Source organism: Sporosarcina obsidiansis (assembly GCF_009651005.1).
Lineage (GTDB): Bacteria > Bacillota > Bacilli > Bacillales_A > Planococcaceae > Sporosarcina > Sporosarcina obsidiansis.
The window spans coordinates 14,394-40,462 of record NZ_WHVW01000015.1 but is presented as its reverse complement, the minus strand read 5'-3'; the positions used below and the strand labels follow the sequence as shown (position 1 = coordinate 40,462).

Sequence of the window (26,069 nt, the reverse complement as noted above, 5' to 3'; positions counted from 1 at the left end):
TGTCGTAAGTTTTGTTTCTTTCCCTATTTCTATTTGCTATACTTAAATCTATCTAATCGATTATTAGTTTCTTGTTTCTTCTAGGAGGGTCCGTCTTATGTCCATTTTTTCACGCCCAATAAACTTATTTACACGCAATAGGCGCACTGCTTCTCTGACATTTGATGAAGAAGCAATTCGTCACGTTCGTATCAAATCCACTGACCCACTCGTCCTGGATTCAGTTCAAGAGGTGGCTTTGCCGCCCAATATCATTTCTGAAGGTCGGATTGTGAATCAAGATATGTTGGAACAAGTGCTAAACGATGCCATGAAGGAGTGGGGACTTGCCAAACGTGAGGTGGCATTTCTGGCGCCAGATGCATATGTCATCATCCGTAAAGTGGCGTATCCTGAGGACGTGGAAGACGAGGAATTGAAAGGCCATTTCTTCATTGAAATTGGCTCAACAATCTATCTACCTTTCGATGATCCGGTGTTCGATGTCGTTCCCTATACAGCAAACAATGTCGAACATGAGGCGATTCTGATTGCTTCAAAAGAAAGTGTCATGCAAACGTATGAGGCTGTGCTAGAATCGGCAAAGTTGGTACCTGTGGTTGCAGATATTGCTCCGCTTTCGCTGTATCGGCTGGCGTTCCATTCCCATCAGTTTACAGGGGACGAGCATATATTATTAGCAGACTTGCGTGGTCAAAGTTTAACAGTGTCTATATTTTTCAGTCATTATCCACTATTTATCCGATCAATGGAACTCGAAATACCCCTTAGCTTGACAACAGGGGAAGAATTAAATGAACACCGAGTTGAACCGCTTACGATCGTGATGGAATTAGAAAAATTGGCGAATTTCTATCGTTTTAATTTGGCTGCGAATGAAGCGGCCATTACACATTTGCTGTGGAATGGATCATACGAGCAACAGGACGAGCTGTTAGAAATGGTTCGTGAGCGACTGGGAATCGAGGCGCTTCCTTTGGTGAAAGAGCCAATACCGCTTGCAGACGGTTCTACGGTTTCTGCGGACTTCCACCGAGTCATTGGTCTTGCGTTAAAGGAAGAGGTGTAGGGAGCATGCTAGTCGATATTAATTTGCTGCCAGAGAAGATTAAAGAGCGGTCTACGTTGCTTTGGGTGGCTATTGTAATTCTAGCAGTAGCGCTCCTCAGTTGGGCTGCTTTTTTTTGGCTTACTCAAAAAAATAATGAGGAAGCACAAGCACTTCAACAGCAAGCTTTTGAAATTCAGAAGCAACAAGAAACAATCACATCTCAGCTCAGACCTTCATCGTTTGGTCAGGAAAAAGAGCAGTTGGCTTCAACAGTCGAGTGGCTTGAAGGCTATCATTATAAAACGGTTCCGCTCATTGAGGAACTTGTCCAAGCATTACCTGAACGAGGTTTCTTCCTAGAGTTTACGTTTACCGCACCGAATGAAGCCACGTTCGATGTGCAATTTGATGATTTAACAGAGGCAGCCCATTATCTAACTCGAATGAAAGCTTCTTCTCTAATTTCTGGTGCAACTTTTGAAGTGATCGAGACGGAAGGGTTGGATAGTGACGAAAAGGTGTTGCCACGATACATAGCAAGATACTTTGTTCAATTTTTAGATGAACGAGGCATAGTGAAGCCGGACGCAACGGTCGATCCGAATGTGATTGAGCAGCCACAAGAACCGTCCCAAGATGACGTACAGCCGCCAGCAAATGAGGAAATAGAAGGAGGCGGCACAGATGAGTAAATACTTTACGAAACGGCAGATGGAGCTCGGACTTGTCGTGCTAGCTTCCGTTTTTCTAGTTGCGCTTGTGTTTTATTCCGTCTATACACTCTATTTACCGGCAAAAGATCAGCGGGAACAAGCTGCATTGCAACTATCTAGCAATCGCGATACATTGTTTGCTTTGCAAAAACAACTGGCGAATAAGGATACGAATCAAACGTTTACTTCCCAGCCACTTCAACAAAAAGTGCCCGTTATTCCATTAGAGGACGGTCTTCTTTTAGGGATCGAAAAAGCAGAAGTGAAATCGGGTAGTAGAGTGCAGGAAATCACATTCTCCAAAGAAGAAACCACCATCCAAGAGATGCCGGAAGAAGTGCAAAACTTGGAAACGATTTTGATGGAAGTGAAATTATTTGCCGATACATACGAACAGGTCGAGACATTTATTTATGAAATTGAAGAGATGAAGCGTATTCTCAATGTTGAAGCAATCCAATTCGAAGCAACTGCGGAAAAGACCGAAGAAGATTCAGAAGTAGGCCTGATGGAATTGGTCATTACGTTTAACGCGTTCTTCCGTCCAGACTTGGTCAATTTGCAGAACGAGGCACCAAAAGTGGATGCGCCACCTGCCGCCTTGAAGGAAGATCCAACGACCATTAATAAAATGACCGGTAAAGAGACCGTGGAGTAGGAGGTTGTCTATGGAACTTGTAATTAGCATGTTTTTCTTCCTCTACGGCATCACATTCGGTTCATTTTTCAACGTCGTTGGCTTGCGTGTGCCGTTGAAAGAGTCTATCGTAACACCGCCTTCCCATTGTACGACTTGTGACCGCCGTCTGACGCTTGTGGATCTTGTGCCCGTCTTTTCCTACGTCTTCTTAAAAGGCAAGTGTAGAGGTTGCGGTGAGCGGATCAGTGCGATCTATCCGCTGATGGAGTTGTTGACGGGTTTGTTGTTCGTCTTTTCCTATTTGCACTTCGGATGGCAATGGGAACTACTTGTTGCGTTGCTGTTTATTTCAATGCTCATAATTTTGACTGTATCTGATCTAACATACATGCTTATCCCTAACAAAATTCTTTTGCCTTTTGGCGTTGCGATTTTCATTGCACGTGTAGTGAGTCCACTGACACCTTGGTGGGATAGTCTGCTTGGGGCGATTGTCGGTTTTGGTCTGTTATTGCTCATTGCGATCGTGTCGAAAGGTGGTATGGGGGGTGGCGACATTAAGTTATTCCTAGTGATCGGCTTAGTGCTTGGCACACTTCAGACCTTACTGACGCTGTTTTTGGCTTCTCTTATTGGGGCAATTGTCGGGTTCATTTTTCTTAGAAAAACGAAGCAAGGACGCAAAACACCGGTTCCATTTGGTCCTTCTATTGCGGTTGCTGCGCTTATTGCCTATTTTTATGGCTCGCAACTTGTCGGATGGTATACCGATTTGTTGAGTTAAATCAGAAAATTTTCACGGACAAGACGACAAGAGTCTTGTCCTTTTTTGTGTTCACTTTGGTAAAGTGAAGAAAAAAGTGGAGTGAATGCAGATGAATTTTCGAAGATCCTATTCAAAATTTACGGTGATTCGAGCAATGGTGCAAGGTGTAGTGATCGGTCTTGCGGCAGTGCTCGTCATCGGTTTAACTATTTATACGACGGGTGGAAAGGACGCAGATCCTTCTAAAACAGTTGCGACATCGGGACCGAAGACAGAAGAAAAAGATGATCAAGCCGCGATAGACGACGGTAGTGTGTTGGCAATGTTCGTCAAGCAGTACGGCGTGTTTTCGAGCAAGGACACGGCCACAGATTTTGTCGCGTCAAACCCTTCCTTAGCGAACACAGCTATTTTGCAAGTGAGTGATCAGTTCTATGTGTGGGGAGCTGTGTGGCTGAAGGAAAGCCAAGTCGTCTTAAAAGAAGGGGAGGACGCGTTTAAGAAAAAAATTCGAGTGACACCAGGTACGTGTAAAACCGCCGATGTCAATGATGTGAAAAAAGCATTGCTGGCGGAAGATTTATCGAAAATTGAATTATCAAAAGACAAGAAAGATGCAAAAAAGGAATCGGATTTACAGAAGAAATTGACTGCGATTACCGCATTCACAAAGGATTCTTCGATTGCACGACTACATCTTTTAGCACATTATTCTGGACAGGATCCATGCTTTAAAATTCAATTTTGATTGGAATTCTCGTGTAAAAAAACAATTATCCTGCTTTTCCAAAAACAGCTAGATAGCGTACACTAAGGGAAAGGAGGTTTTTTCAATGAAATTTACAAGTACTAAACCTATTATGCTGGCTTCCTCTTCCCCTAGACGGAAGGAATTATTGGAGCTCGTAGGGATTGAATTTACCGTTCGACCAAGCCAAGTGAAAGAAGATTTACCATTTACTCCAGACGAGCCTGAACGCTATGCTATTCGTTTATCTGAGCAGAAGGCAGAAGCAGTGTTTGCAACAGCTCCCGACATGATGATAATTGCCGCAGATACAATTGTCGTGAAGGATGGAAAACAGTATTCGAAGCCTGCAAATGAAGCAGAAGCAGTGGACTTTTTAATGGAACTATCCGGACAGACGCATGAAGTAATTACAGGTGTGACAGTTATGACGATAGACTGCAAGCTGCAATTTGCAAGTCGCACACAAGTTAAATTCAGGACATTGAATCCTTCGCTCGTTTATAGCTACGTACGATCTGGTGATGCTGCAGATAAAGCGGGCGCCTATGGTATTCAAACGGCAGGGATGCTGTTTGTGGAACATATTGTAGGGGATTATCAAAATGTCGTTGGGTTGCCGGTTGGTGAATTGATTGAACAAATGTGCCAAGCTGATTTATTAACGCTAGAAGTAGGTGACGCCTAATATGCCGCTAGATTTAGCGCCGAAAATGATGATCCGTGATGTGCATTTAGCGGATAGGCCTCGCGAACGATTGATTCGAGATGGAGCAGATAGTCTTTCCAATCAAGAACTACTAGCGATTTTATTGCGTACTGGGTCTCGCTCTGAGTCTGTGTTAGTGCTTGCCAATCGAGTATTATCTACATTGGATCGATTGCAAGATTTAAAAGGGTTGACTGTAGAGGAAATGACGAAGATTAAAGGGATTGGGGAGGCAAAAGCCGTTCAACTATTGGCTGCTGCGGAACTAGGGAAACGGCTGTATCGTGCAGCTCCACACGACCGCTACAAAATCCGTTCGCCGGAAGATGCTGCTAATTATTTGATGACGGATATGTCTTCACTAAACCAGGAACATTTCGTAACGTTATTTTTAAATGTAAAAAATGAAGTGTTACATAAACAGACCATTTTCATTGGCAGTTTGAATTCTAGTATCGTCCACCCGAGAGAAGTATTCCGCGAAGCTGTCAAGCGTTCAGCTGCTTCGATGATTATTTCTCACAATCATCCAAGTGGCGACACGACGCCTTCTAGAGAGGACATCGAGGTGACGAAACGCCTCATGGAAGCAGGTTCGATAATGGGGATTGACGTGTTGGATCACATCATTATCGGCGATCAGAAATTCATTAGTTTGAAAGATAAAGGGTATATCTGAAAGTTTAGCTCGGTTATCTTTTTCTTTGGTACGGTTCCAGATAGTTTTGGTTCGTTCATTTGGAAGTTTGGCGCGGTTGTCTAAAGGAAATGCTCGTTTTGTCAATGGATTGGATCGGTGTGCGATGCTTATTGCTCAGTCTGCTACTAGATTTGTTTGGCTACTAAAAAATGCATCATTTTTCAGAGGAATCCATTATTCACCAAAACCTATCTATATCTATCTATGACATTTTGTCAAAAAGGTGTCGTTAGACTGTAAGATGCAGGTTAGAGACTGGGAAATCGGTCTCTTTTTTCGTGTTTTTTGCATTCTTGTGAGGCTCTACTGTAAATTTAGTTACCTTTCCGTTATAATGTGGTGTATGCTTTTAAGAAGGCCGTTGACGGTTATGCAGAAAGGAAGAACTAATTTGTTTGGAATCGGAACGAAAGATGTAGGAATCGACCTAGGGACAGCCAATACATTGGTCTTTATCAAAGGTAAAGGTATTGTGTTGCGGGAACCTTCCGTAGTTGCTAAAAATACTGTGACGAATGAAATCGTAGCGGTCGGTAGTGCCGCTAAAAATATGATTGGACGTACACCGGGATCTATCGTGGCGACTCGCCCGATGAAAGACGGGGTTATTGCAGATTTTGAAACAACAACTGCAATGATTGAGCATTACATGAAAGAAGCAACAAAAGCTTCAGGTGGTTCATGGAAGAAGCCAAATGTTATGATTTGTGTGCCTTACGGAATTACTTCCGTTGAGCAACGTGCGGTTATTGATGCGGCACGTCAAGCAGGCGCGAAAGATGCGTTCACAATTGAAGAGCCATTTGCAGCAGCAATCGGAGCAAATTTGCCGGTTTGGGAACCAACGGGAAGTATGGTCGTCGATATAGGTGGCGGTACGACAGAAGTCGCAGTTATCTCTCTTGGTGGAATTGTCACGAGTGAATCAATTCGTGTTGGTGGGGATACGATGGATTTAGCGATCATCAGCTATATTCGTAAGACGTATAACCTGACGATCGGTGAACGTACAGCAGAAGCGATCAAGATTGAGATCGGTTCCGCGAAAGATGCTACAAAAGCGGAAAAGATGGATATTCGCGGTCGTGATCTATTGACAGGACTACCGAAAACACTAGAAATTTCTTCAGATGAAATCGTGGAAGCGTTACGCGAATCGATTTTACAGATTATTGAAGGTGTGAAGAAGACACTGGAAACAACACCACCAGAACTATCTTCAGACGTGATGGAACGTGGAATCGTCTTGACGGGCGGGGGCGCGATGCTTCGCAATTTGGACAAAGTCATTTCAGATGAAACGAATATGCCTGTATTCATTGCTGAAGATCCGTTAGACTGTGTGGCAATGGGTACCGGAAAAGCATTAGATAACTTAGAAGTTATTAAAAAAATGCAAGTAAAATAAATTGGAGGAGATGTAGGCAATGCCACGTTTTTTTTCCAATAAACGATTAATCATTTTATTAGTAGGAGTAATCGTCCTTGTGGCATTGATTGCATTCTCACTTCGTGACCGCAACCATTCGAATTTGCCGGAACAAGTAGTGAAGGATGTTGTCGGTTTCGGGCAGTCGCTGTTCACGAAACCGGCTCATTTTGTTACGGGGATTATTGAAAATATTGATACAATGCTTAATACATACGAAGAAAATAAACGATTAAAAGAACGACTGGATGCGTATGCGGCGACGCAAGCCGAACTGGTCGATGTGAAAGCGGATAATGTGAAGTTACGTGAGATTGTCAAAAAATTAGATGATTTGCGTGAGTATGAGCCGATTCAATCCACAGTAATTTCACGAAATCCAGATCAATGGGAAGATAAATTGATTGTCGATAAAGGTACGACGGACGGAGTGGAAGTCAATATGGCGGTCATCACTGCGCAAGGGTTGATCGGAAAAGTGGTATTGGCTAATCCGTTTACTTCCACTGTGGAGTTATTATCGACTGAAAACATCAACTTCCGTGTCGCTGCCATGATTGCAGGAGAAGAAGAGATTTTCGGGCTAATCGAAGGATTCGATCGACAATCTCGTCAATTGATCATGAAGCGGATCGACTCTAGTTTTGATGTAAAAAAAGGGATGCAGGTTACATCTTCTGGCCTTGGCGGTATTTTTCCGAAAGGTATTCTAATTGGCGAGATAACAGAAGTGTCAACGGATGATTATGGTCTTACAAAGCTAGCCTATATTCGTCCGGCAGCGAACTTTTCCATGCTGGATCATGTGATGATCGCCAAGCGTTCTTCGATTGTCATTGATGGAACAGATGGGGGCAACACGGCGGACACAGAGGGGGACGATGAATCATGACCCGGTTCGTCATCCCTCTCATTGCAGTTGTGTTGTTTTTCTTGGAGCCTATTTTCAGTCTGTTCTCGCCAATTGAACAGCAAGGTGAACTGTATGTGTTTGTTCCACGGTTTTTAATTGTCTACCTGATTTTTATTGCGGCTTATTACAGTCGTCAGCGTGCAATACTATACGGTTTCATTCTTGGGCTCTTGTATGATATGTATCACATTGATATTATTGGACTATACACATTTATGTATCCACTCATTTGCTATGTATCTACGTTGGTGATCCGTCAAATTCAGCGGCATACAGTGACCGTTATGGTGTTATCATTAGTGATGATTGTCTTGCTGGAGATTCTATCTTATTTTTTTGCAAGCGTCATAGCGCTAACATCCATTGATTTTAATGAATTCTTGACGAGTCGATTAGTGCCTACAGTGATTGCCAATTCTATATTCATTGTGATGTTTGGCTGGACTTTTAAACAAATTACAGTAAAACGATTTTCTCAAAAACAAGCTGGTTTTTAGGCATTGCGAGGTGATGTGGGTGACGAAATCACAAATGGTAACGATTAAAGGAACAAAAGATGGCTTGGTGCTTCGGCTAGACGATCGTTGTTCGTTTTCCGATTTGCTGGAAGAGCTGGAGGAAAAAGTACAAGGTAGCGGGTTGGAAGGTGTTGCAGAAGTACAGCTGCATACAGGCCGCCGTTATTGTGACGAACAAGACATGAAAAGTATTCTCTCAGTCATTCATCATTCCCCTCACTTACGAGTTTCAAAGGTTCAGAGTGATGTCATGTCTTTGGAAGATTGTCAGCAACGATTGGTTGAACAGCAATCAGAGACGTATATCGGTATTGTTCGATCTGGACAAATAGTTCGAGCGGCTGGTGATTTAGTCATCATTGGAGACGTGAATCCGAATGCCCAAGTTATTGCGGGTGGGAGCATCTATATTTTAGGTAGGCTGAAAGGCATAGCATATGCTGGAGCCAATGGTAATCTAGATGCCGTGATCGCTGCATCTTGGCTAGAAGCAACTCATTTAAAAATTGCGGATAAAATGGAGACGATGACTGACGAGTTAACGATTCTTTCGGAGCATCCTGAAATGGAATGTGCGTATATCCATGACAATGGGCAGATTGCGATTGATCGCCTTCAGGAACTCCGGCATTTACGTCCAAGCCTGGCAACATTTAAAGGAGGTATATAATTTGGGAGAAGCAATTGTTATTACTTCTGGTAAGGGCGGCGTTGGAAAAACGACCACGTCCGCCAATCTCGGCACGGCCCTTGCGCTACAAGGAAAAAAAGTATGTTTGATTGATACAGATATTGGGCTTCGTAATTTAGATGTGATTCTCGGCTTGGAAAACCGTATCATTTATGATCTGGTTGATGTTGTAGAAGGTCGTTGTAAAGTTCATCAGGCCCTGGTGAAGGACAAGCGTTTTGATGATCGTCTATTTTTACTTCCGGCTGCTCAGACAACCGATAAAAGTGCTGTCAATCCAGAACAGATGAAAAAACTCATCTCCGAATTAAAAATGGATTACGACTATATTTTAATCGACTGTCCAGCAGGGATCGAGCAAGGCTATAAAAATGCCATTGCGGGCGCAGATCGTGCGATTGTTGTGACGACTCCGGAAATTTCCGCTGTGCGTGATGCAGATCGTATCATTGGCCTGCTAGAATCCGAGAAGGATGTTGAGCCGCCTAAATTGATCATTAATCGGATTAAAAGCCGTTTGATGGAAAGCGGCGACGCATTGGATGTTAATGAAATCACGACTCATTTATCGATCGATCTACTAGGGATCGTATTGGACGATGAAAATGTCATTTCTTCTTCCAATAAAGGGGAGCCTGTCGTGATGGATCCTTCTAATCCGGCCGCTATAGGCTATCGCAATATAGCTCGTCGCATATTGGGTGAGTCTGTTCCGTTAATGTCGATGGATACAGGGAAACCAGGATTTTTTGGTAAACTAAAATCATTATTCAGTAAATCATAAGCTCAGTGCCTCTTAGGTGCTGAGTTTTTTATTTGTCATCGTACTCACCCGCATTTCTACGCCTGTTCTTTCATACACTGCAGGTAAGGGAGGGGAAGTGGTGAAGTGGAGAACGAAATGGATTGTCGCCTGTCTATTGACTGTGTCTGTAGTCGCTTTATCAAAAATGGAAGAACGCCAGCTTGTCAATGTTCCTATCACGCAATACGTCACAACAGGTAAAGATTTTGTCATAATGAAAAAATGGGTTTCCTCCTGGATTGCGGATGATGAATCTATCACCGTATCCGCTGAGACAGCATTCGACCCATTCGCTTCGTATGAATCGTTTCAACCTTATCAAGATGGAGCCATCATTTCATACACACAGCCATTATCTATTACATCAACCGGAAATGGATTAGTAGTATTTACAGGTTATACCCGCCAGTCAGGTAAAACGGTGACCATACAATATGACAATGGAGATGAAGTGACATATGGTTTTGTCGGCTCTTTTTCAACTTTACCCTATACAACAGTAAGACGAGGTGACGAAATCGCGGTGATGGAAGAAGATGCCGTGTATATACGCGTAAAACGAAATGGCATTCCTTTAGAGCCAACTGTCCTAGCAACTTATATGTCAGGCGGTTTGGAATGAAAGTTCGTATTCATCCGATTTTATTGCCCATTTTTTTATTTTTTATGATCATGGGTGGCGTTTCATTGTACGCAATGATTTTAATTTCATTATTATTTCATGAACTCGGACACATATTGGCTGCTAAACGAGTAGGAATGAAAATTCGCAGTTGCACAATTTTGCCTTACGGAGGGGAATTGCAAATCGTGAATCGACAGTTGGCAACGAAACAGCAACGGCTGATTGTAGCGTTAGGAGGCCCGCTCGCAACAGCCGTTCTGTTAGGGATTGGGCTGTTTTTATCATTTCCTGGAAGTGATAAGTTTTTACAAATTCAATTTGTTTTATTAGCGATCAACTTGCTTCCCATCTTGCCGCTAGATGGTGGACAAGCAGTATCTATTTTGATGGAAACTGAACAAAATAAATACGACTCACGCTCTCTATTCATGTTATACTCCATTGTTGCTTCGCTTGCGCTATTTATATTTTTAAGCACATACTTACCGAATAGTCTTCCCTATGTCATCGTATCTGCCTTCTTAGCCATTCAGAATATACTGTCGTATCGTTTTCGGAAATACGAGCAAGCATTTGAACAATTAACTTCTGTTAGCAGAGGTACGCTAAAGGTGTAGGCAAAATTGAATATTAGAGTGAATCAGTTCTTCACTTTCTATAAAAAAATAAACTACTTGACCTCTTGACATCTATGTGATAATATTTTACTGTTATTGTTTGTAGCACCCGTGCTACAACCGCACTGATCAGGTACAAGCATTCCAAGCGAATCACCTGTGAAGGCGAGTCTGAGTAAATAGAGGAGGTGCAAGTATGTACGCAATTATTGAAACTGGTGGAAAACAAATCAAAGTTGAAGCTGGCCAGGAGATTTTCATTGAAAAAGTTGCTGGTGAAGCTGATGAGGTTGTAACGTTTGACAAGGTCCTTTTAGTAGGTGGGGATGACCTAAAAGTAGGTGCTCCTTTCGTAGAAGGCGCAACTGTAACAGGTAAAGTTGTCAAGCAAGGCCGTGGCAAGAAAATTACGGTTTTCAAATACAAGCCGAAAAAGAACTACCACAAAAAACAAGGTCACCGTCAACCATACACTAAAGTAGTTATCGACGGAATCAATCTATAATTCGATATGATACATGTCCGAATTATGAAAGAGCCTTCTGGGCGCATCTCTAGTTTTGAGATGGATGGTCATGCTGACTTTGCAGAACACGGTAAGGACTTAGTTTGTGCAGGCGCTTCAGCCGTATCGTTCGGTGCGGTCAATGCAATCGCCGAGCTGACTAGCACTACACCTAAGATCGAGCAAGGAGCGAACGGTGGGTACTTACGTGTATCGTTTCCGGAAACGGAGCGAGATGCGGACGTACAGCTGATTGTTCAAGCAATGATTGTTTCTTTACAAACGATTGAATTAGACTATGGGCAATATATACAATTACACTTTACCAAGTAGGAGGTGGCAGCTATGTTACGTTTGGATCTTCAGTTCTTCGCATCCAAAAAAGGAGTAGGTTCTACAAAGAACGGTCGTGACTCCGAATCGAAACGTCTTGGCGCTAAGCGTGCAGACGGACAATTCGTTTCCGGTGGTTCAATCCTTTATCGTCAACGCGGAACAAAAATTCACCCAGGTGAAAACGTTGGCCGTGGTGGAGATGACACTCTTTTCGCAAAAGTTGATGGCGTCGTTCGTTTCGAACGCTTTGGCCGCGACAAAAAGAAAGTTAGCGTCTATCCGCAAGTTCAAGAAGCTTAATAGGATCGCATGAATACATGGTGAAGGGACTGCACTCGTTGCAGTCCTTTTTCTTATACAAGGAAATAGTTGGTTGATGAGAGAGCCTGAAGTGGATTTATGATCACGTAGACAAATGTAAGAACCTTTATCCAATTTTCATGAGCGGGCCAAGTGAATTTATCCCACTCACGTGCATATAACCCAATATTTAAGTTGAATGTAAAGATAATTTTAGTGATTTTCGTATGTAAATGCTATACTAAGAAGTACGAATTCAGCTGGCGGTGAAAAAATGGGGAAGAGAGAACTGAATGTGTCCGATGCAGTGAAATATAGTCGGCATGATCATATGAACGATCTGCAATTATTGCTCATGTATTTAGACATGGGCAAATACAAAGAAGCTAAAAACTGTATTTTGGAAAAAACGGCAGATATGCAACGACAAGCGATGCTTCAAAAGCTTTGTATGCCACAGACAGAAGAGTGGCTGACCACACTGGAGTGGCGATATCCCGTCTTCAAGACTCAACTGTATTGCGACATCGCGTCGAAACTAGAGTTGAAAGACATGGATGGGCTACTAGTGGATTACTTGGAACGACTCGTACGAGTGATCGTACCGAAGATCGATCTCTATTCGGAATGTCAAGTGGCAATTGAAGTCGTAACAACAGCAACCCAATGGAGCATTCAATTGACGTTTTCGGAAATCAGTGCAGAACAACTTGACACCCCAGTAAATTCATCACAGCTTACGGTCGAAGTCCTCGATGAACCGAATCAATGGACGTTTATCATAAGTGGACAATTAGGAGGAAAATAAATAATGTTTGTGGATCACGTAAAAGTATTTGTTAAAGGTGGCGACGGTGGCGACGGTATGGTTGCGTTCCGTCGAGAAAAGTATATAGCGTATGGCGGACCATCAGGGGGAGATGGCGGGAAAGGTGCAGACGTAATCTTTGTTGTAGACGAAGGATTACGGACTTTAATGGATTTCCGTTATCAACGTCATTTTAAAGCGCCACGTGGAGAACATGGCGGTAGCAAGAACATGCATGGACGTGGCGGAACTGACTTAGTAGTCAAGGTTCCACCAGGTACTATTGTCAAGGAGACGGAAACAGGAACCATCATTGCAGACCTTGTAGAAGATGGTCAGCAAGCAGTCATTGCGCGTGGAGGGCGTGGAGGGCGTGGAAACAGCCGATTTGCGACTCCTCAGAACACGGCACCGGAGCTATCTGAAAAAGGAGAACCAGGTGTCAGTCGCGATATTACACTGGAATTAAAAGTATTGGCCGACGTTGGATTAGTAGGTTTCCCGAGTGTTGGAAAATCCACATTGCTGTCCGTCGTGTCTGCAGCTAAGCCAAAGATCGCTGATTATCATTTTACAACGCTCGTACCGAACTTGGGCATGGTGGAAACTGACGATCATCGTACCTTTGTTATGGCAGATTTACCTGGATTAATCGAAGGTGCACATGAAGGCGTTGGGCTCGGTCATCAATTTTTGCGCCATATTGAGCGAACACGTGTCATTGTCCACGTCATCGATATGTCTGGATTAGAAGGACGCGATCCGTTTGATGACTACCAGACCATCAATGCGGAGCTGGAACAGTATAATATGCGTCTAACTGAACGACCGCAAATTATTGTAGCTAATAAAATGGACATGCCTGATGCAGAAGAGAATCTAGCTGGATTCAAAGAAGCGCTCGGCGATGATGAGGTACAAGTATTCCCAATCTCTGCATTGACAAGACAAGGGTTGGATCCATTATTGTATGCCATTCTTGAGTTACTGGAAACGACACCTGAATTCCCAATGCTAGAAGAAGTTGAGGAAGAGGAAAACTCTGTATTGTATAAACACGAAGCGACTGGTCCTGATTTCGTCATTTCACGTGACGATGACGGTGCATTTGTATTGTCGGGTTACACACTTGAGCGTTTGTTCAAGATGACCGATTTCAATTTCGATCAGTCTGTCCGGAAGTTTGCACGTCAAATGCGTGGGATGGGTATCGACGATGCATTGCGTGAACGGGGTGCACAAAATGGCGATATCGTGCGGATTCTGAATTACGAATTTGAATTCTTAGAATAACACGTTGGAATGGTAATCGCTCGTTGTGGGGGGAGCAAAATGGAACAAATCGGGGAAGGCCAGTTTTATTTGGTCCGAGAAGATGTCTTGACAGAGTCCATGCAAAAAATGCTGGAAGCAAAAAGAATGTTAGCAAGAGGCGAAGTGACAACGATCCAGGAAGCGACGAAACGGGTCGGTCTGTCACGTAGCGCATTTTACAAATATCGTGATGCCGTGTTCCCGTTCGAGTCAATCGCACGGGACCGGATTTTAACGATTTTTATTCAGTTGGAAGATTTGAAAGGTTCGTTGGCTGTGCTGTTGGAAATTATCTCAAAGGCAAAATGCAATGTCTTGACGATCCACCAGACCATTCCTGTTCAAGGAAGAGCCAATATTACGCTATCACTCGATGTAACGGAAATGGAAATTAAAGTGGAAGCATTTTTGCAACGATTGAAAGCTCCTAGATTCATTGATTCCGTTGATTTAATCAGTTCGGGTGTGTTCTAAAACTGAATATGATGAACTTGTTAGGAGATGAAAATTTTTATGACAGAAAAAAGCTATACGCCATCGGTTGCGTACTTGGGGCCTGAAGCCTCCTTCACTCATATTGCAGCAACTGATTTATTCGGCAAAGAAGGGTTGACACCACGCCCCACGATACCTGATTGTATCGAAGCGGTCACCGAGGGTCACGTGGCATATGCAGTTGTGCCTTTGGAAAATGCTTTAGAGGGTTCGGTACCGTTAACTATGGATTACATGTTTCACGGTGGAGAGTTGTTTATTGCAGCAGAAATTTCCACACCGATTGAACAGCACTTGATGATGAATAAAGCACAAGTTGATTTTGCGGATCAGTTGGAATCAATTCAATCCCACCCTCATGCGCTTGCACAGTGCCATAAGTTTTTACAATACCGCTATCGCAGGGTTCCTTTAATTCAGACGACCTCAACAGCGGCAGCGGCTAAATATATATCAGAACAACCTGAACTGCGGGTCGCAGCGATCGGTAATCGACTGGCAGCAGAAACGTACGGCTTACATATAGTAGAAGAAAATATCCATGATTTTCATTTTAATCATACGCGATTTGTTGTGTTATCGTTACGGAAAGAAATGTTGGATCATAAAAAACATGCGGCCTCGCCAAAAACAACGTTAATGGTCAAGCTACCTGAAGATGATAAAGCGGGTATGCTTCATCAGATTTTATCTGTTTTTTCATGGCGGCGCCTAAATTTGAGTAAAATTGAATCACGTCCATTGAAGACTGGACTTGGAAATTATTTCTTTATCATTGATGTCAATGAATCAGAAGAGCATCCGATGATGAAAGGCGCGATGGAAGAGTTGGGCGCACTCGGTTGCACGGCTCGTTCGTTCGGCTCCTATTATGTATATGAAACAAATCCATCCTCTAGCTAAAGCTGGTAGGGTGGATTTTTGATTTTTATTAGAAGACGTCCATTTAGTAATAAACAAGTCTCTGCCGAATATATATAACAAGAGAGGAAGCCTAAAAAATAGTCACCAAACTAGGCATCCGTTCATACGATGGATTGATGGAAGGGGGAAATGTTAGTGGAAGTTCATATTGTCGTGAAAGGTGATACATTATGGAAGATTGCGAGGCAATACAATATTCCATTTGAAGAATTGAAGCGGGTGAATGCGCATTTGGCAAATCCCGACTATATCGTACCGGGGATGAAAATCTTTTTACCGATGGATAAGAAAAAGCCGGCTCAGAAAGGTGAGCCAGCTAAACCGCATGATAAAACACCACAAAAGCCGATGAAGCCACAACAATCAGAAACGAAACCTTCAAAACCTGCACCAATGCCAACACCTAAGCCGGAAAAACCGCAGCCTCCTGCACAGCAGGTACCGCCTTTGCCGCAGATGCCGCAGATGCCGCAGATGCCGCAGATGCCGCAAATGCCACAGATGCCACAGATGCCACAGGAGCCACAAAAACCGCAAACACCGCCTGCACCTCAGATGCCAATGATGCCAAATGTACCGGCTGTTCCAATGTGGCAGGCTGTCTTCCCAATTTGTGGTTGGATGCCGATTTTCGATGCAGATTGTCATCCGCATATGCCGCAGCAACCGATGCAGCCACCCATGCAAGCGCCAATTAAGCCTTTGCCGCCTAAAGAGTCACCAGAATGGCATGAAGAGTCACCAGATCATCACAAACCTGCCCCGATGCCGGATGGCTGGCAGTTGATAGAATCTAGTTCCTTACAAATGCCGAGTAAACCAGTTCCTATGCCGCAACCGCCTAAACCACAACCGCCTGTACTGCAGCCGATGCCTGAACAACCAAAACCAATGCCAATGCCAATGCCATCTCAACCGTCTATACCACCAAAGGCTTGTACACCAGCTACATGGTGTCCATCCAATCAGGATCACTGTTCACCTCATTGGCCAAGTCAGCCTCAATGGCCGATGAATCCTGAATATATGCAACCGATGCAGCCGGTTCATTGGTATCCATATTGTCCACCTATGGCACCGATCATGCCGCACCAGGATCCGTGTTCCCCGCAAATGGGACCGCAGTACCCGCCAAATTACCCAATGCCAATCCAGGATGATTGGTATAGAAACCAATAATAGGCTATGACAGCCAATCAACGTTTTACGAAAATAAAAAAGAACGTTTGGAAAATGGAGTCCGGCGGGGCCATCTATTCTGTAAAGAAGTATGCTTCGCTTGCACAAGCTGTGAAAGTTCGGCAAGTTCATCAAATACTTAGCGCTCATCATTTTCCGCATATGGTACCCATTTTAGAAGATCGAGATCCACTGCTGATCATGCAGCCCTGGATGGAAGGAGCAAAAGCCGTTAATTTTAAACGGCGTATTGACCGGATCGATTCTTTCAGTGCACTGCAAGCGTTACATGATACAAAGTCGACGATTGATTGGCAATCGGTATCATCTCTTCCTTACTACCACATGCTTGAAAAGTGGGAAGTTCGTTTGGCTAGATTTTTGGAGTTTCGAGAAGTTTGTGAGCAGTTCCTTCCGTCCCATATGATAGAGGAACTGCTTTTATTCAGTCAGGATGCTTTGAAAATCAGTAAGAAACAAACACCACCCAAAAGTTCCCTGACCTTATTGCATGGAGACGTGGTCCATCATAATATTTTGCGTGATGTATCCGGCCAAATTCGTTTTATTGATTTTGATTTGGCATGCCTTGGGGCGGAGGAAGATGAAATTGTGTTATGGATGCATCGGGTGTTGCCGCAAATTACGTATAATCCATCATTTTTGATGGGGGAGCACCCCGCCTTACAATCATTATCTAACCATGCATTGGCCAAGTTACTTTATCCGAATGAAGTGTTACGTGAATGGCTGCATTTACTATCGCTACCCGCGGCCCAACAACAACGAATGGTGAGTAAACTCCTCCTATTTACAGAAACCGCCCTCTCACATTGGCCAAGATTATGGTATGATGTAGAGCGAATGATGAAGTAGGAGGTTTTATCCATGGCAGGCCATTCCAAGTGGAAAAATATCCAAAACAGAAAAGGCGCACAGGATGCAAAACGAGGAAAGATCTTTCAGAAGATGTCACGAGAAATATACGTGGTGGCAAAATCTGGCGGAGATGATCCAGATACGAATCCGGCTTTACGTCTAGCAATTGACAAATCTAAAAGTATGAATGTTCCGAATGACGTGATTCAGCGGGCAATTGATAAAGCAACAGGTGCAGGAGCGGATGAAAATTACGAGGAAGTCATCTATGAAGGGTATGGACCAGGCGGTGTGGCTGTACTCGTCTATTGTTTGACAGAAAACCGTAATCGTACAGCACCGAATGTCCGAGTTGCTTTCAATAAAAATGGCGGAAGTATGGGTGAATCCGGTTCCGTCAGCTATCTGTTCGAGCGCAAAGGACGGTTATTTATCGAACGTACGGTGGAGATGGATGAAGACACAGTCATGTTGACGGCTTTGGAAGCAGGAGCGGAAGATATCATGAACACTGAAGAAGGATTTGAAATTTTAACAATACCAACTGATTTCCTCGCAGTGAAAGAAGCGTTTGAAGCAGAAAATTTTCCATTGCTTTCTGCTGAAATCGATATGATTCCTTCCGTGTATGCGGAGTTGTCGAAAGAACAAGAAGAACAATTCGAGAAAATGATTGATGCGCTTGAGGAAGATGATGATGTCCAGGATATTTTTCATAATGCAGAAATATAGTAACAAGTGACCCGGCAGGAGAGTGAGATCCTACCGGGTTTTTGACGTTCTACTAATTGATTTTCAGCGTTTCTAACATTTGATGAAATCTAGCGCCATGCCCTTCCTGTGCTTCAAGAAAATACGTTTCAGTAAGTACCAAGCAATCATTGTTACCAGCATTCAGTACATAAACCGTGAGCAATTGGCAGCGCAATATAAAATCTTGTGCATAGACATTCCTCCTTTACACGCAACGTTTTTTCAATTAGACGGATAAAACTTAGCAATAGATGCAAGATATAAGCAAATGATTAGTGATCCATATCTGCAAGCGTTATGATAATAACTGTTTAAACTTACAAAAAAGGAGCTATTCAACATGACAATTAAAGTGAAAGCGATTATTGGCAGTACGAGCTCGACGTCATATAACTTAAAATTGGTCAACTATATGGCCAAGCGTTACAAAGAGGAACTAGAAATTATACCCGTATTAATTAATGACTTAGATATGTTTTCTATAGATATTGAAAGTGACCCATCTCCAGCGGTACGTGCGTTTAAAGACGATGTCAAAGATTCTGATGCGGTCCTCTTTGCGACGCCAGAATATAATTTCTCTATCCCAGGTGCGATGAAAAATGCGTTGGATTGGTTGTCTCGTGGCGGTGATTTCACATTGCATGGCAAAACAGGTTTCATCGTAGGATCTTCCATGGGAGCACTTGGTTCGGTCCGAGCCCAAATCCACTTGCGTGAAATTCTATCCAATCCGGCATTATCTCCTATTTTACTGCCTGGAAATGAAGTGTACATCGGAGCGATTCATACGAAGCTGAATGAAGAAGGAGACGTAACAGATGAAGCAACGATTGCGTTTCTAGACACTGTTGTACAGAACTTCATTGAGTTTTACAAAAAGCAAACAGCAATTTCTCAATTGTGAGACCTGAAGTATCCAGTATAAATGGACACGAAGTATTTGTGTCCATTTTTTGTGCGTGTTTTTAGAGGTCTGCCAAGTAGAAAACCCGTTCGTATGCTATAATAACACGTATACTTTAGGGGGAGAATGCATTGTACGATTACATAAAAGGGTTCGTAACAAGAGTGACACCAGAATATATTGTTTTGGAGCAGCAAGGAATTGGCTGGCAAGTGATGACACCCAATCCATTTGCATTCCATGTTACGGAAGAGTTGCAGCAAGTTTTTACATATTTACATGTCAGAGAAGATGCGCAGTTGCTACTTGGCTTTAAGACCTTGGAACAACGGGAACTGTTTCGTAAGCTGATTACGGTTTCGGGAATCGGTCCAAAAGGTGCGCTTGCTATATTGGCGAACGGTTTGCCATCTCAAGTGATCGGGGCAATTGAAAGAGAGGATGAAGGGTTTCTCGTACAATTCCCCGGGGTCGGCAAGAAAACAGCTCGACAAATGATTCTTGATTTAAAAGGTAAATTGCATGATCTGTTTACAGAAATTGATGTCCCCGATTCAGAGGACACGTTGTTGACATTAGCAGAAAGTGACGAACTGGACGAGGCGATGCTTGCTCTGTCGGCTCTTGGCTACTCGGAACGTGAATTGAAGAAAGTGAAGCCACAGCTGGAGAAAGAAGAACTCGATACAGAAGGATATATGCGACTTGCTTTGCAATTATTATTAAAACAAGGCTAATACGGTGGAGGTGGTTCCAATGGAAGAACGCATACTGACGAATGAAGCAACCCATTTTGACGAAAGCTTTGAACAATCTCTTCGTCCTCAATTGCTTCAGCAATACATCGGCCAACAGCAGGCCAAAGATAATTTATCGATCTTTATTGAAGCGGCAAAAGGACGAGAGGAAAGTTTAGATCATGTCTTATTATATGGTCCGCCGGGGCTCGGGAAAACGACTCTGGCCACGGTCATTGGCAATGAGATGGGCGTAAATGTGCGGATGACGAGCGGGCCGGCCATTGAACGTCCAGGTGACTTGGCTGCTGTTGTCTCTTCCTTAGAGCCAGGTGATGTCTTATTTATTGATGAAATCCACCGATTGAATCGAGCGATTGAAGAAGTGCTGTATCCTGCGATGGAGGATTTTTGTTTGGATATTATGGTGGGGAAAGGTCCTACCGCGCGTTCTGTTCGTCTAGATTTACCTCCTTTCACATTGATTGGGGCAACGACTCGGGCAGGTTCATTATCCGCGCCATTGCGTGATCGATTCGGTGTGCCGTTACGACTTGAATATTATGAGGTGGAGCCGCTGACAGAAATTGTTGTCCGAAGTGCAGGTCTTTTCGATGTTCATATTGATCCGCAAGCTGCTGTGGAGCTAGCGAAACGATCGAGAGGAACACCCCGCATTGCCAATCGGTTATTGCGAAGGGTTCGTGATTACGCACAAGTACGTGGCAATGGGACCATTACGCTCGCGATTGCGCAAGAAGCACTTGATATGTTGCGGGTGGATAGTCATGGACTCGATCAAATCGATCATCAACTGTTGCAGAGTATGATGGAACGCTTTCGCGGTGGACCTGTTGGGATTGATACACTCGCGGCAAGTATAGGGGAAGAGTCAGTGACAATTGAAGACGTATATGAACCGTATTTATTACAAATTGGATTTATTCAACGAACAGCTAGAGGACGGATGGCCACGGAAAAAGCGTATGCGCATTTCGGCTATCCACTCCCACAATGACAGATAGGAGTTACAAAAATGGATGTACATGATTTTGATTTTGATTTACCGGAGCATTTAATTGCCCAGACCCCGCTGCTTGATCGCACGGCAAGTCGTTTACTTGTTATGGACCGAGATAATGGAGACGTGATGCATCGACACTTCCGCGATCTGGTAGAGGAGATAGAAGCAGGCGATTTGCTAGTTCTTAACGATACGAAAGTGCTTCCTGCCCGACTAATTGGAACAAAAGAAGACACGGGTGCTACGATTGAAGTATTATTATTGAAGGAAATTGGTGAAGATCGTTGGGAAACATTAGTTAAACCAGCTAAGCGAGTGAAGATCGGCACAGTGGTGACATTTGGAGACGGGCGTCTACAAGCGAAATGCACCGCAATTGGTGAACAAGGTGGACGAGAGTTTACCTTTATCTACGAAGGCATTTTTTATGAATTGCTAGATCAGTTAGGTCAGATGCCTTTGCCTCCTTATATTACTGAATCACTAGAAGACCAGTCGCGGTATCAGACGGTTTTTGCGAAAGAACGCGGCTCGGCAGCAGCACCGACAGCAGGCTTACATTTCACGGATGAAATTCTGGACGCGTTGCGCGCAAAAGGTGTGAAGATCGGCTTTATTACGCTTCATGTTGGTCTAGGCACGTTTCGTCCAGTCAGTGTCGATTCGATTGAAGACCATACGATGCATGCAGAATATTATGTGATGACGGAAGAAACGGCAGCTTTAGTGAGAGAGACGAAAGCAAACGGCGGCAGAGTTATCGCGGTCGGCACGACATCTACTCGAACATTAGAGACGATCGCTTCGGAACATGATGGAACGGTTGTGTCAGCGAGCGGGTGGACTTCTATTTTTATTTATCCCGGATATGAGTTTAAAGCGATTGACGGTTTGGTAACGAATTTTCATTTGCCAAAATCCACTTTGCTGATGCTATTGTCAGCTTTCGCAGGACGTGAGCCTATACTGTCGGCATATGAAGAAGCCGTGAAAGAGCAATACCGATTTTTCAGTTTTGGGGATGCGATGTTTATTCGACCCGCGAAAAGAAAGGAACGAGATTAATTGGCAGCTATTACGTACGAACATATAAAAACTTGTAAACAAACGGGCGCACGCCTTGGAATCGTCCATACACCGCATGGGTCATTCGAAACACCCGCTTTCATGCCAGTCGGAACACAGGCGTCCGTCAAGACGATGTCACCCGAAGAGTTGAAACAGATGGGCGCAGGAATTATTTTGAGTAACACGTACCATCTATGGCTACGTCCGGGCCATGAGATTATCAAAGAAGCTGGTGGATTACACAAGTTTATGAACTGGGATCGTCCGATTTTAACGGATTCAGGCGGTTTCCAAGTGTTTTCATTGAGCAAATTCCGAGATATTAAAGAAGAAGGCGTTCATTTCCGTAATCATATCAATGGCGATAAACTATTCTTGAGTCCGGAAAAAGCAATGGAGATTCAAAATGCACTGGGACCAGATATTATGATGGCGTTCGATGAATGTCCACCATTCCCTGCGACACATGAATATATGAAGGCAAGTGTAGAGCGGACGTCCAGATGGGCGGAGCGTTGCCTTCAAGCACATCAACGTCCTGAGGAACAAGGGTTGTTTGGAATCGTACAAGGTGGAGAGTATGAGGATCTTCGCAAGCAGAGTGCGCAGGATTTAGTATCGTTAGATTTTCCGGGATACGCAATCGGTGGATTGTCTGTTGGGGAACCGAAAGATATTATGAATCGCGCACTGGAATTTACGACGCCTTTATTGCCGGAAAATAAGCCGCGCTATTTGATGGGAGTCGGCTCTCCAGACTCATTGATCGATGGAGCTATACGTGGGATCGATATGTTTGATTGTGTGTTGCCAACACGTATCGCACGAAATGGTACTTTGATGACGAGTGAAGGACGTCTTGTTGTGAAAAATGCTAAGTATGAGCGCGATTTTGGTCCGCTTGATCCAAATTGTGATTGTTATGCATGCAAAAACTATAGTCGGGCGTATATTCGTCATTTAATTCGTGCGGGCGAAACATTTGGTATCCGTTTGACGTCTTATCACAACCTCCACTTTTTATTGAATTTGATGGAGCAGATACGACAAGCCATTCGTGAAGACCGATTGGGCGACTTCCGTGAAGAGTTTTTTGAGCAATACGGCTTCAACAAACCGAATGCAAAAAACTTTTAAATCTTGTATAATAAATCATGATGCTACAGGAAGGGGGAATATATGAAATGATGGAACAATACGGTGGAATTCTGACAATGGTAATCATGGTTGCCATTATGTGGTTTTTACTCATTCGACCTGCTCAAAAGAGACAGAAAGCAGCGAAAGAAATGCAAGGCAGTTTGAAGCGTGGAGATGAAGTGGTGACAATCGGCGGCCTGCACGGTACAGTAGATGCAGTTGATGAAACGTCTATTTTCTTGCGTGTATCTGAATCTACTGTCTTGCGTTTTGATAAGCAAGCAGTTGGACGAGTTATGAATAGTACGACAGCTTAATCAAAAGCGGTTATCTACTGGGATGTCCATAGATTGCCGCTTTTTTGTATGCTTATAAATTCATAAAGATGTTGTATAACTAAATAGTGCGTATAGAACATTTGCCTCAAGGAACACTAGCGATAAGGAGGCAGATGCGTGGTGCATGAGTTATTAATTATAAGTTTCCGTACGATTTTTTTATATGTTTTTTTGTTAGTTATTTTGCGAATCATGGGGAAACGGGAAGTTGGCGAACTGGGTGTCATTGATGTCGTCGTTTTCATCATCATGGCTGAAGTGGCAGCAATGATCGTGGAATCAACCGATAAACCCATTATTGATGGGATCCTTCCCATAATTCTCTTGCTAATCATTCAATACCTTTCCTCATTGATCTCTTTGAAAAGTAAGAAATTCCGTGACATAGTAGATGGAGACCCAACCTTAATTATTAAGAATGGACAGATACAAGAGCAAGAAATGCGGAAACAACGTTATAATTTAGATGACTTGTTTCAGCAACTACGTGAAAATCAAGTCGGTTCCATCCATAATGTCACATTCGCTTATCTAGAGCCATCTGGAAATTTGTCGGTTTTTACTAAAGATGGAGATCTGCCTATAGTCGGCCTCATTCTAGATGGAGAATTACAACCAGAACATTTACATTTGATCGGAAAAACTGAGGATTGGTTAATGAAAAAATTGAAATCCAAAAATATAACGGATATAACCGAAATCTTTTATTGCTCTTATGAACAAGGTGAGATAAAAATTCAGATGAAAGAAAATTAATAGCGTTTAACCAAATTTCTTAGCATAATCCAATCCTGTTTTTTTATTTGTTTCGTCAGCAATAAGAGGACGAATAAAAAGATAGTGGTAATAAGACATTCTGTAAACAAATGATAAGAGCCTATTGGAATGAAGATCGGGCGCATAATCGCGGTCATCAAGAAAGCTGCATAGGTCATAGCAAACATCGAAAAGCCAGTCGCTGTGGATTTGTTTTGCCGTAAGGTTGCGATATGTAAGAATGAAGTGACCAGCACACCGAAACCTATCGCAAGGACAGCGCCCGTTTCTTGGAGACCTGGCTGGGAAGCTAGAATAAACATCACAGCTAATTTGGCGATTCCTCCATATACGGAGTTCATCATCCCTGCCTTCGCATCTCCTGTAGCTTGCAAAATGGAGTATAAAGGACTTTGAATATAATAAAAGAAAAACACAGGTGCTAAAAGCGTCATATAACTGGCACCTTGAGACACATGGAACAACTTCTCGGCGAGTTCCTGCCCATGAATGAAAAATACGGTTGCGGCAAAAGCACCTGTTAACGCGGACAAACGAAGTGCTAAGTGAATCCGTTCTTGCAATTTTTTAACATTGCTCGTGGCTGCAGCTCCACTGACGGCAGGGACGAGGACTACAGATAGCGCATAGGGAATGAACGCTGGAAACAATAGTAAGGGGATTAAGACACCCGAGATCACGCCATATAAAGATGTCGCAGCTACTGCTCCTACGCCAGCCATACTGAGTGCTCGTAAAAATATAATGGGTTCTAAAAACCATGTAAACGTACCGAATAACCGACTGCCTGATGAAGGGAGTGCAATCGCTAAAATGGGTTCCATTGGATAACGAGGTTCTTTCTTTCTTTTCTTCGGTTGTGTACGCTGATGTTGTTTGTATTTATACCATAGATAAAGAACAGATAGTGCTTCGGCTAAAAACGTAACGCCCATTGCGTAGGCTGCGTTCATCGTTGGATCTCCTGGCGCAAGTATATAAGGGAGCATCCAGGTAATGAGTAAGATTCGGAAAATTTGTTCAATAACTTGTGCCCATGCTGTTTCTTCTATCCGAGCGATTCCTTGAAAATACCCTCTAATCAATCCACCAATCGCTGCGATAGGAACAATCGCAATGGCAACATATAATGCGGTGGAAGTTGCTGTATTTCCAAGTAAGTTTCCTGCCAAAAAAGGCACAAATAAAATACAAGCAGGGATGAATACAGCTCCTGATAAAATCGTTATGAATGTCGATGTCTTCATCACTTGTCGCAACTGTACACTGCCGCCTTGTGCTTTCAGTTCAGCTATGACTTTCGCCATGGCGATCGGAATACCTAACTGAACGAGTGAAAGAAAGAACACAAAAGCCGGATATGCTGTCATATAAATTCCAACTGTTTCTTCTCCGGCTACTCGCATAAATTGGATTCGATAAACAAATCCAAGCAATTTTGATAGAAATACAGCGGCCATCAAAAACATTGTACCGCGGATAAATGAGGACATCGTAAACAACTCCTTCTCAATTCCAACCTTTTCAGCTACAATATGGATAAGGATTGGGAATCCTAAATATAGTTACTAATTTAATTCCTTCCCAACGATTTGTTGCTATACTTACGAGTTAGTAGGCTTGAAATTATAAGAAATTTTAAAAATCTAGTCGATTTAGT

The 26,069-nt window shown here is 43.2% G+C and carries 32 protein-coding genes and 1 other annotated feature; of the genes, 31 read left to right on the top strand and 1 reads right to left on the bottom strand.

The features are described 5' to 3' along the window. The first annotated feature begins 97 nt into the window (after positions 1 to 97). The 31 genes from pilM (at position 98) to GD002_RS12280 (ending at position 24,388) form a co-directional block, all read left to right on the top strand. Positions 98 to 1,069, top strand: coding sequence for a type IV pilus biogenesis protein PilM (gene pilM / locus GD002_RS12430; RefSeq protein WP_153732680.1), 972 nt, complete (start codon positions 98 to 100; stop codon positions 1,067 to 1,069). Positions 1,070 to 1,074: 5 nt separating this feature from the next. Then, positions 1,075 to 1,743 (top strand): PilN domain-containing protein, encoded by a 669-nt coding sequence (locus tag GD002_RS12425; RefSeq protein WP_153732679.1) that lies wholly within the window; start codon positions 1,075 to 1,077, stop codon positions 1,741 to 1,743. Then, positions 1,736 to 2,422, top strand: a complete 687-nt coding sequence (locus GD002_RS12420) for a pilus assembly protein PilO (protein WP_153732678.1) — start codon at positions 1,736 to 1,738, stop codon at positions 2,420 to 2,422. The genes GD002_RS12425 and GD002_RS12420 overlap by 8 nt, the downstream gene beginning before the upstream one ends. A gap of 10 nt (positions 2,423 to 2,432) precedes the next feature. Next, positions 2,433 to 3,188, top strand: coding sequence for a prepilin peptidase (locus GD002_RS12415; protein ID WP_153732677.1), 756 nt, complete (start codon positions 2,433 to 2,435; stop codon positions 3,186 to 3,188). A 91-nt stretch (positions 3,189 to 3,279) separates the two neighbouring features. After that, a complete protein-coding gene (locus GD002_RS12410) occupies positions 3,280 to 3,918 on the top strand; it encodes a hypothetical protein (protein WP_153732676.1) in 639 nt (212 codons plus the stop codon). Between the two features lie 85 nt (positions 3,919 to 4,003). Beyond that, positions 4,004 to 4,606: a Maf family protein gene (locus tag GD002_RS12405; RefSeq protein ID WP_153732675.1), complete on the top strand. Its 603-nt coding sequence runs from the start codon at positions 4,004 to 4,006 to the stop codon at positions 4,604 to 4,606. A gap of 1 nt (position 4,607) precedes the next feature. Further along, positions 4,608 to 5,306, top strand: a complete 699-nt coding sequence (radC, locus tag GD002_RS12400) for a RadC family protein (RefSeq protein ID WP_153732674.1) — start codon at positions 4,608 to 4,610, stop codon at positions 5,304 to 5,306. Positions 5,307 to 5,718: 412 nt separating this feature from the next. Further along, on the top strand, positions 5,719 to 6,735 hold the full coding sequence (locus tag GD002_RS12395; RefSeq protein ID WP_153732673.1) for a rod shape-determining protein: 1,017 nt from the start codon (positions 5,719 to 5,721) through the stop codon (positions 6,733 to 6,735). 19 nt (positions 6,736 to 6,754) lie between these two features. Further along, a complete protein-coding gene (gene mreC / locus GD002_RS12390) occupies positions 6,755 to 7,648 on the top strand; it encodes a rod shape-determining protein MreC (RefSeq protein WP_153732672.1) in 894 nt (297 codons plus the stop codon). Next, positions 7,645 to 8,166, top strand: coding sequence for a rod shape-determining protein MreD (gene mreD / locus GD002_RS12385; protein ID WP_153732671.1), 522 nt, complete (start codon positions 7,645 to 7,647; stop codon positions 8,164 to 8,166). The genes mreC and mreD overlap by 4 nt, the downstream gene beginning before the upstream one ends. A 13-nt stretch (positions 8,167 to 8,179) precedes the next feature. Beyond that, positions 8,180 to 8,857, top strand: coding sequence for a septum site-determining protein MinC (gene minC, locus GD002_RS12380; protein ID WP_194841587.1), 678 nt, complete (start codon positions 8,180 to 8,182; stop codon positions 8,855 to 8,857). Position 8,858: 1 nt separating this feature from the next. Then, a complete protein-coding gene (gene minD / locus GD002_RS12375; RefSeq protein WP_153732669.1) occupies positions 8,859 to 9,662 on the top strand; it encodes a septum site-determining protein MinD in 804 nt (267 codons plus the stop codon). A gap of 100 nt (positions 9,663 to 9,762) precedes the next feature. Then, positions 9,763 to 10,305 carry a peptidoglycan DD-metalloendopeptidase family protein gene (locus tag GD002_RS12370; protein ID WP_153732668.1) on the top strand — a complete coding sequence of 181 codons (543 nt, stop codon included), beginning with the start codon at positions 9,763 to 9,765 and terminating at the stop codon, positions 10,303 to 10,305. Beyond that, on the top strand, positions 10,302 to 10,925 hold the full coding sequence (locus tag GD002_RS12365) for a metalloprotease (protein ID WP_153732667.1): 624 nt from the start codon (positions 10,302 to 10,304) through the stop codon (positions 10,923 to 10,925). The genes GD002_RS12370 and GD002_RS12365 overlap by 4 nt, the downstream gene beginning before the upstream one ends. A 108-nt stretch (positions 10,926 to 11,033) precedes the next feature. Further along, positions 11,034 to 11,108 (top strand) — a sequence feature (ribosomal protein L21 leader region). Positions 11,109 to 11,121: 13 nt separating this feature from the next. Then, positions 11,122 to 11,430: a 50S ribosomal protein L21 gene (rplU, locus tag GD002_RS12360; protein WP_153732666.1), complete on the top strand. Its 309-nt coding sequence runs from the start codon at positions 11,122 to 11,124 to the stop codon at positions 11,428 to 11,430. Between the two features lie 6 nt (positions 11,431 to 11,436). Then, a complete protein-coding gene (locus GD002_RS12355) occupies positions 11,437 to 11,763 on the top strand; it encodes a ribosomal-processing cysteine protease Prp (protein WP_153732665.1) in 327 nt (108 codons plus the stop codon). A gap of 12 nt (positions 11,764 to 11,775) precedes the next feature. Then, complete coding sequence (gene rpmA / locus GD002_RS12350) at positions 11,776 to 12,066, top strand: 50S ribosomal protein L27 (RefSeq protein WP_153732664.1); 291 nt, start codon at positions 11,776 to 11,778, stop codon at positions 12,064 to 12,066. A gap of 274 nt (positions 12,067 to 12,340) precedes the next feature. After that, a complete protein-coding gene (locus GD002_RS12345; RefSeq protein WP_153732663.1) occupies positions 12,341 to 12,874 on the top strand; it encodes a Spo0B domain-containing protein in 534 nt (177 codons plus the stop codon). Between the two features lie 3 nt (positions 12,875 to 12,877). Beyond that, positions 12,878 to 14,167: a GTPase ObgE gene (obgE, locus tag GD002_RS12340; protein WP_153732662.1), complete on the top strand. Its 1,290-nt coding sequence runs from the start codon at positions 12,878 to 12,880 to the stop codon at positions 14,165 to 14,167. A 39-nt stretch (positions 14,168 to 14,206) separates the two neighbouring features. Then, positions 14,207 to 14,662 (top strand): ACT domain-containing protein, encoded by a 456-nt coding sequence (locus tag GD002_RS12335; protein ID WP_153721320.1) that lies wholly within the window; start codon positions 14,207 to 14,209, stop codon positions 14,660 to 14,662. 39 nt (positions 14,663 to 14,701) lie between these two features. Beyond that, entirely contained in the window at positions 14,702 to 15,586 is an 885-nt protein-coding gene (pheA, locus tag GD002_RS12330; RefSeq protein WP_153732661.1) for a prephenate dehydratase, read from the top strand. Positions 15,587 to 15,742: 156 nt separating this feature from the next. Beyond that, entirely contained in the window at positions 15,743 to 16,786 is a 1,044-nt protein-coding gene (locus GD002_RS17805) for a LysM peptidoglycan-binding domain-containing protein (RefSeq protein WP_194841586.1), read from the top strand. A 54-nt stretch (positions 16,787 to 16,840) separates the two neighbouring features. Next, entirely contained in the window at positions 16,841 to 17,662 is an 822-nt protein-coding gene (locus tag GD002_RS12320; RefSeq protein ID WP_194841585.1) for a phosphotransferase, read from the top strand. A 12-nt stretch (positions 17,663 to 17,674) separates the two neighbouring features. Next, positions 17,675 to 18,397: a YebC/PmpR family DNA-binding transcriptional regulator gene (locus GD002_RS12315; protein ID WP_153732659.1), complete on the top strand. Its 723-nt coding sequence runs from the start codon at positions 17,675 to 17,677 to the stop codon at positions 18,395 to 18,397. 361 nt (positions 18,398 to 18,758) lie between these two features. Beyond that, on the top strand, positions 18,759 to 19,325 hold the full coding sequence (locus GD002_RS12310) for an NADPH-dependent FMN reductase (RefSeq protein ID WP_153732658.1): 567 nt from the start codon (positions 18,759 to 18,761) through the stop codon (positions 19,323 to 19,325). A 131-nt stretch (positions 19,326 to 19,456) separates the two neighbouring features. Further along, positions 19,457 to 20,062, top strand: a complete 606-nt coding sequence (gene ruvA / locus GD002_RS12305) for a Holliday junction branch migration protein RuvA (RefSeq protein ID WP_153732657.1) — start codon at positions 19,457 to 19,459, stop codon at positions 20,060 to 20,062. 19 nt (positions 20,063 to 20,081) lie between these two features. Continuing rightward, positions 20,082 to 21,080 carry a Holliday junction branch migration DNA helicase RuvB gene (ruvB, locus tag GD002_RS12300; protein WP_153732656.1) on the top strand — a complete coding sequence of 333 codons (999 nt, stop codon included), beginning with the start codon at positions 20,082 to 20,084 and terminating at the stop codon, positions 21,078 to 21,080. Between the two features lie 18 nt (positions 21,081 to 21,098). After that, positions 21,099 to 22,151: a tRNA preQ1(34) S-adenosylmethionine ribosyltransferase-isomerase QueA gene (gene queA, locus GD002_RS12295; RefSeq protein ID WP_153732655.1), complete on the top strand. Its 1,053-nt coding sequence runs from the start codon at positions 21,099 to 21,101 to the stop codon at positions 22,149 to 22,151. After that, the gene (gene tgt, locus GD002_RS12290; protein ID WP_153732654.1) at positions 22,152 to 23,291 is read left to right on the top strand and encodes a tRNA guanosine(34) transglycosylase Tgt; all 1,140 of its coding nucleotides are present in this window, start codon (positions 22,152 to 22,154) and stop codon (positions 23,289 to 23,291) included. Between the two features lie 47 nt (positions 23,292 to 23,338). Further along, positions 23,339 to 23,611 carry a preprotein translocase subunit YajC gene (gene yajC / locus GD002_RS12285; RefSeq protein WP_330583384.1) on the top strand — a complete coding sequence of 91 codons (273 nt, stop codon included), beginning with the start codon at positions 23,339 to 23,341 and terminating at the stop codon, positions 23,609 to 23,611. A 141-nt stretch (positions 23,612 to 23,752) separates the two neighbouring features. Beyond that, the gene (locus tag GD002_RS12280) at positions 23,753 to 24,388 is read left to right on the top strand and encodes a DUF421 domain-containing protein (protein WP_153732653.1); all 636 of its coding nucleotides are present in this window, start codon (positions 23,753 to 23,755) and stop codon (positions 24,386 to 24,388) included. On the opposite strand, the gene GD002_RS12275 is transcribed toward GD002_RS12280, so the two are convergent. Then, complete coding sequence (locus GD002_RS12275; RefSeq protein WP_153732652.1) at positions 24,385 to 25,902, bottom strand: putative polysaccharide biosynthesis protein; 1,518 nt, start codon at positions 25,900 to 25,902, stop codon at positions 24,385 to 24,387. The two genes, GD002_RS12280 and GD002_RS12275, sit on opposite strands and share 4 nt — an antisense overlap. Positions 25,903 to 26,069 lie beyond the last annotated feature (167 nt).

Excerpts from the sequence above, each read along its gene's own strand:
- pilM (WP_153732680.1), top strand. The coding sequence starts at position 98 with ATGTCCATTTTTTCACGCCCAATAAACTTATTTACACGCAATAGGCGC.
- GD002_RS12425 (WP_153732679.1), top strand. The coding sequence starts at position 1,075 with ATGCTAGTCGATATTAATTTGCTGCCAGAGAAGATTAAAGAGCGGTCT.
- GD002_RS12420 (WP_153732678.1), top strand. The coding sequence starts at position 1,736 with ATGAGTAAATACTTTACGAAACGGCAGATGGAGCTCGGACTTGTCGTG.
- GD002_RS12415 (WP_153732677.1), top strand. The coding sequence starts at position 2,433 with ATGGAACTTGTAATTAGCATGTTTTTCTTCCTCTACGGCATCACATTC.
- GD002_RS12410 (WP_153732676.1), top strand. The coding sequence starts at position 3,280 with ATGAATTTTCGAAGATCCTATTCAAAATTTACGGTGATTCGAGCAATG.
- GD002_RS12405 (WP_153732675.1), top strand. The coding sequence starts at position 4,004 with ATGAAATTTACAAGTACTAAACCTATTATGCTGGCTTCCTCTTCCCCT.
- radC (WP_153732674.1), top strand. The coding sequence starts at position 4,608 with ATGCCGCTAGATTTAGCGCCGAAAATGATGATCCGTGATGTGCATTTA.
- mreC (WP_153732672.1), top strand. The coding sequence starts at position 6,755 with ATGCCACGTTTTTTTTCCAATAAACGATTAATCATTTTATTAGTAGGA.
- mreD (WP_153732671.1), top strand. The coding sequence starts at position 7,645 with ATGACCCGGTTCGTCATCCCTCTCATTGCAGTTGTGTTGTTTTTCTTG.
- minC (WP_194841587.1), top strand. The coding sequence starts at position 8,180 with ATGTGGGTGACGAAATCACAAATGGTAACGATTAAAGGAACAAAAGAT.
- GD002_RS12365 (WP_153732667.1), top strand. The coding sequence starts at position 10,302 with ATGAAAGTTCGTATTCATCCGATTTTATTGCCCATTTTTTTATTTTTT.
- rplU (WP_153732666.1), top strand. The coding sequence starts at position 11,122 with ATGTACGCAATTATTGAAACTGGTGGAAAACAAATCAAAGTTGAAGCT.
- GD002_RS12355 (WP_153732665.1), top strand. The coding sequence starts at position 11,437 with ATGATACATGTCCGAATTATGAAAGAGCCTTCTGGGCGCATCTCTAGT.
- rpmA (WP_153732664.1), top strand. The coding sequence starts at position 11,776 with ATGTTACGTTTGGATCTTCAGTTCTTCGCATCCAAAAAAGGAGTAGGT.
- GD002_RS12345 (WP_153732663.1), top strand. The coding sequence starts at position 12,341 with ATGGGGAAGAGAGAACTGAATGTGTCCGATGCAGTGAAATATAGTCGG.
- obgE (WP_153732662.1), top strand. The coding sequence starts at position 12,878 with ATGTTTGTGGATCACGTAAAAGTATTTGTTAAAGGTGGCGACGGTGGC.
- GD002_RS12335 (WP_153721320.1), top strand. The coding sequence starts at position 14,207 with ATGGAACAAATCGGGGAAGGCCAGTTTTATTTGGTCCGAGAAGATGTC.
- pheA (WP_153732661.1), top strand. The coding sequence starts at position 14,702 with ATGACAGAAAAAAGCTATACGCCATCGGTTGCGTACTTGGGGCCTGAA.
- GD002_RS12320 (WP_194841585.1), top strand. The coding sequence starts at position 16,841 with ATGGAGTCCGGCGGGGCCATCTATTCTGTAAAGAAGTATGCTTCGCTT.
- GD002_RS12315 (WP_153732659.1), top strand. The coding sequence starts at position 17,675 with ATGGCAGGCCATTCCAAGTGGAAAAATATCCAAAACAGAAAAGGCGCA.
- GD002_RS12310 (WP_153732658.1), top strand. The coding sequence starts at position 18,759 with ATGACAATTAAAGTGAAAGCGATTATTGGCAGTACGAGCTCGACGTCA.
- ruvB (WP_153732656.1), top strand. The coding sequence starts at position 20,082 with ATGGAAGAACGCATACTGACGAATGAAGCAACCCATTTTGACGAAAGC.
- queA (WP_153732655.1), top strand. The coding sequence starts at position 21,099 with ATGGATGTACATGATTTTGATTTTGATTTACCGGAGCATTTAATTGCC.
- yajC (WP_330583384.1), top strand. The coding sequence starts at position 23,339 with ATGATGGAACAATACGGTGGAATTCTGACAATGGTAATCATGGTTGCC.
- GD002_RS12275 (WP_153732652.1), bottom strand. The coding sequence starts at position 25,902 with ATGTCCTCATTTATCCGCGGTACAATGTTTTTGATGGCCGCTGTATTT.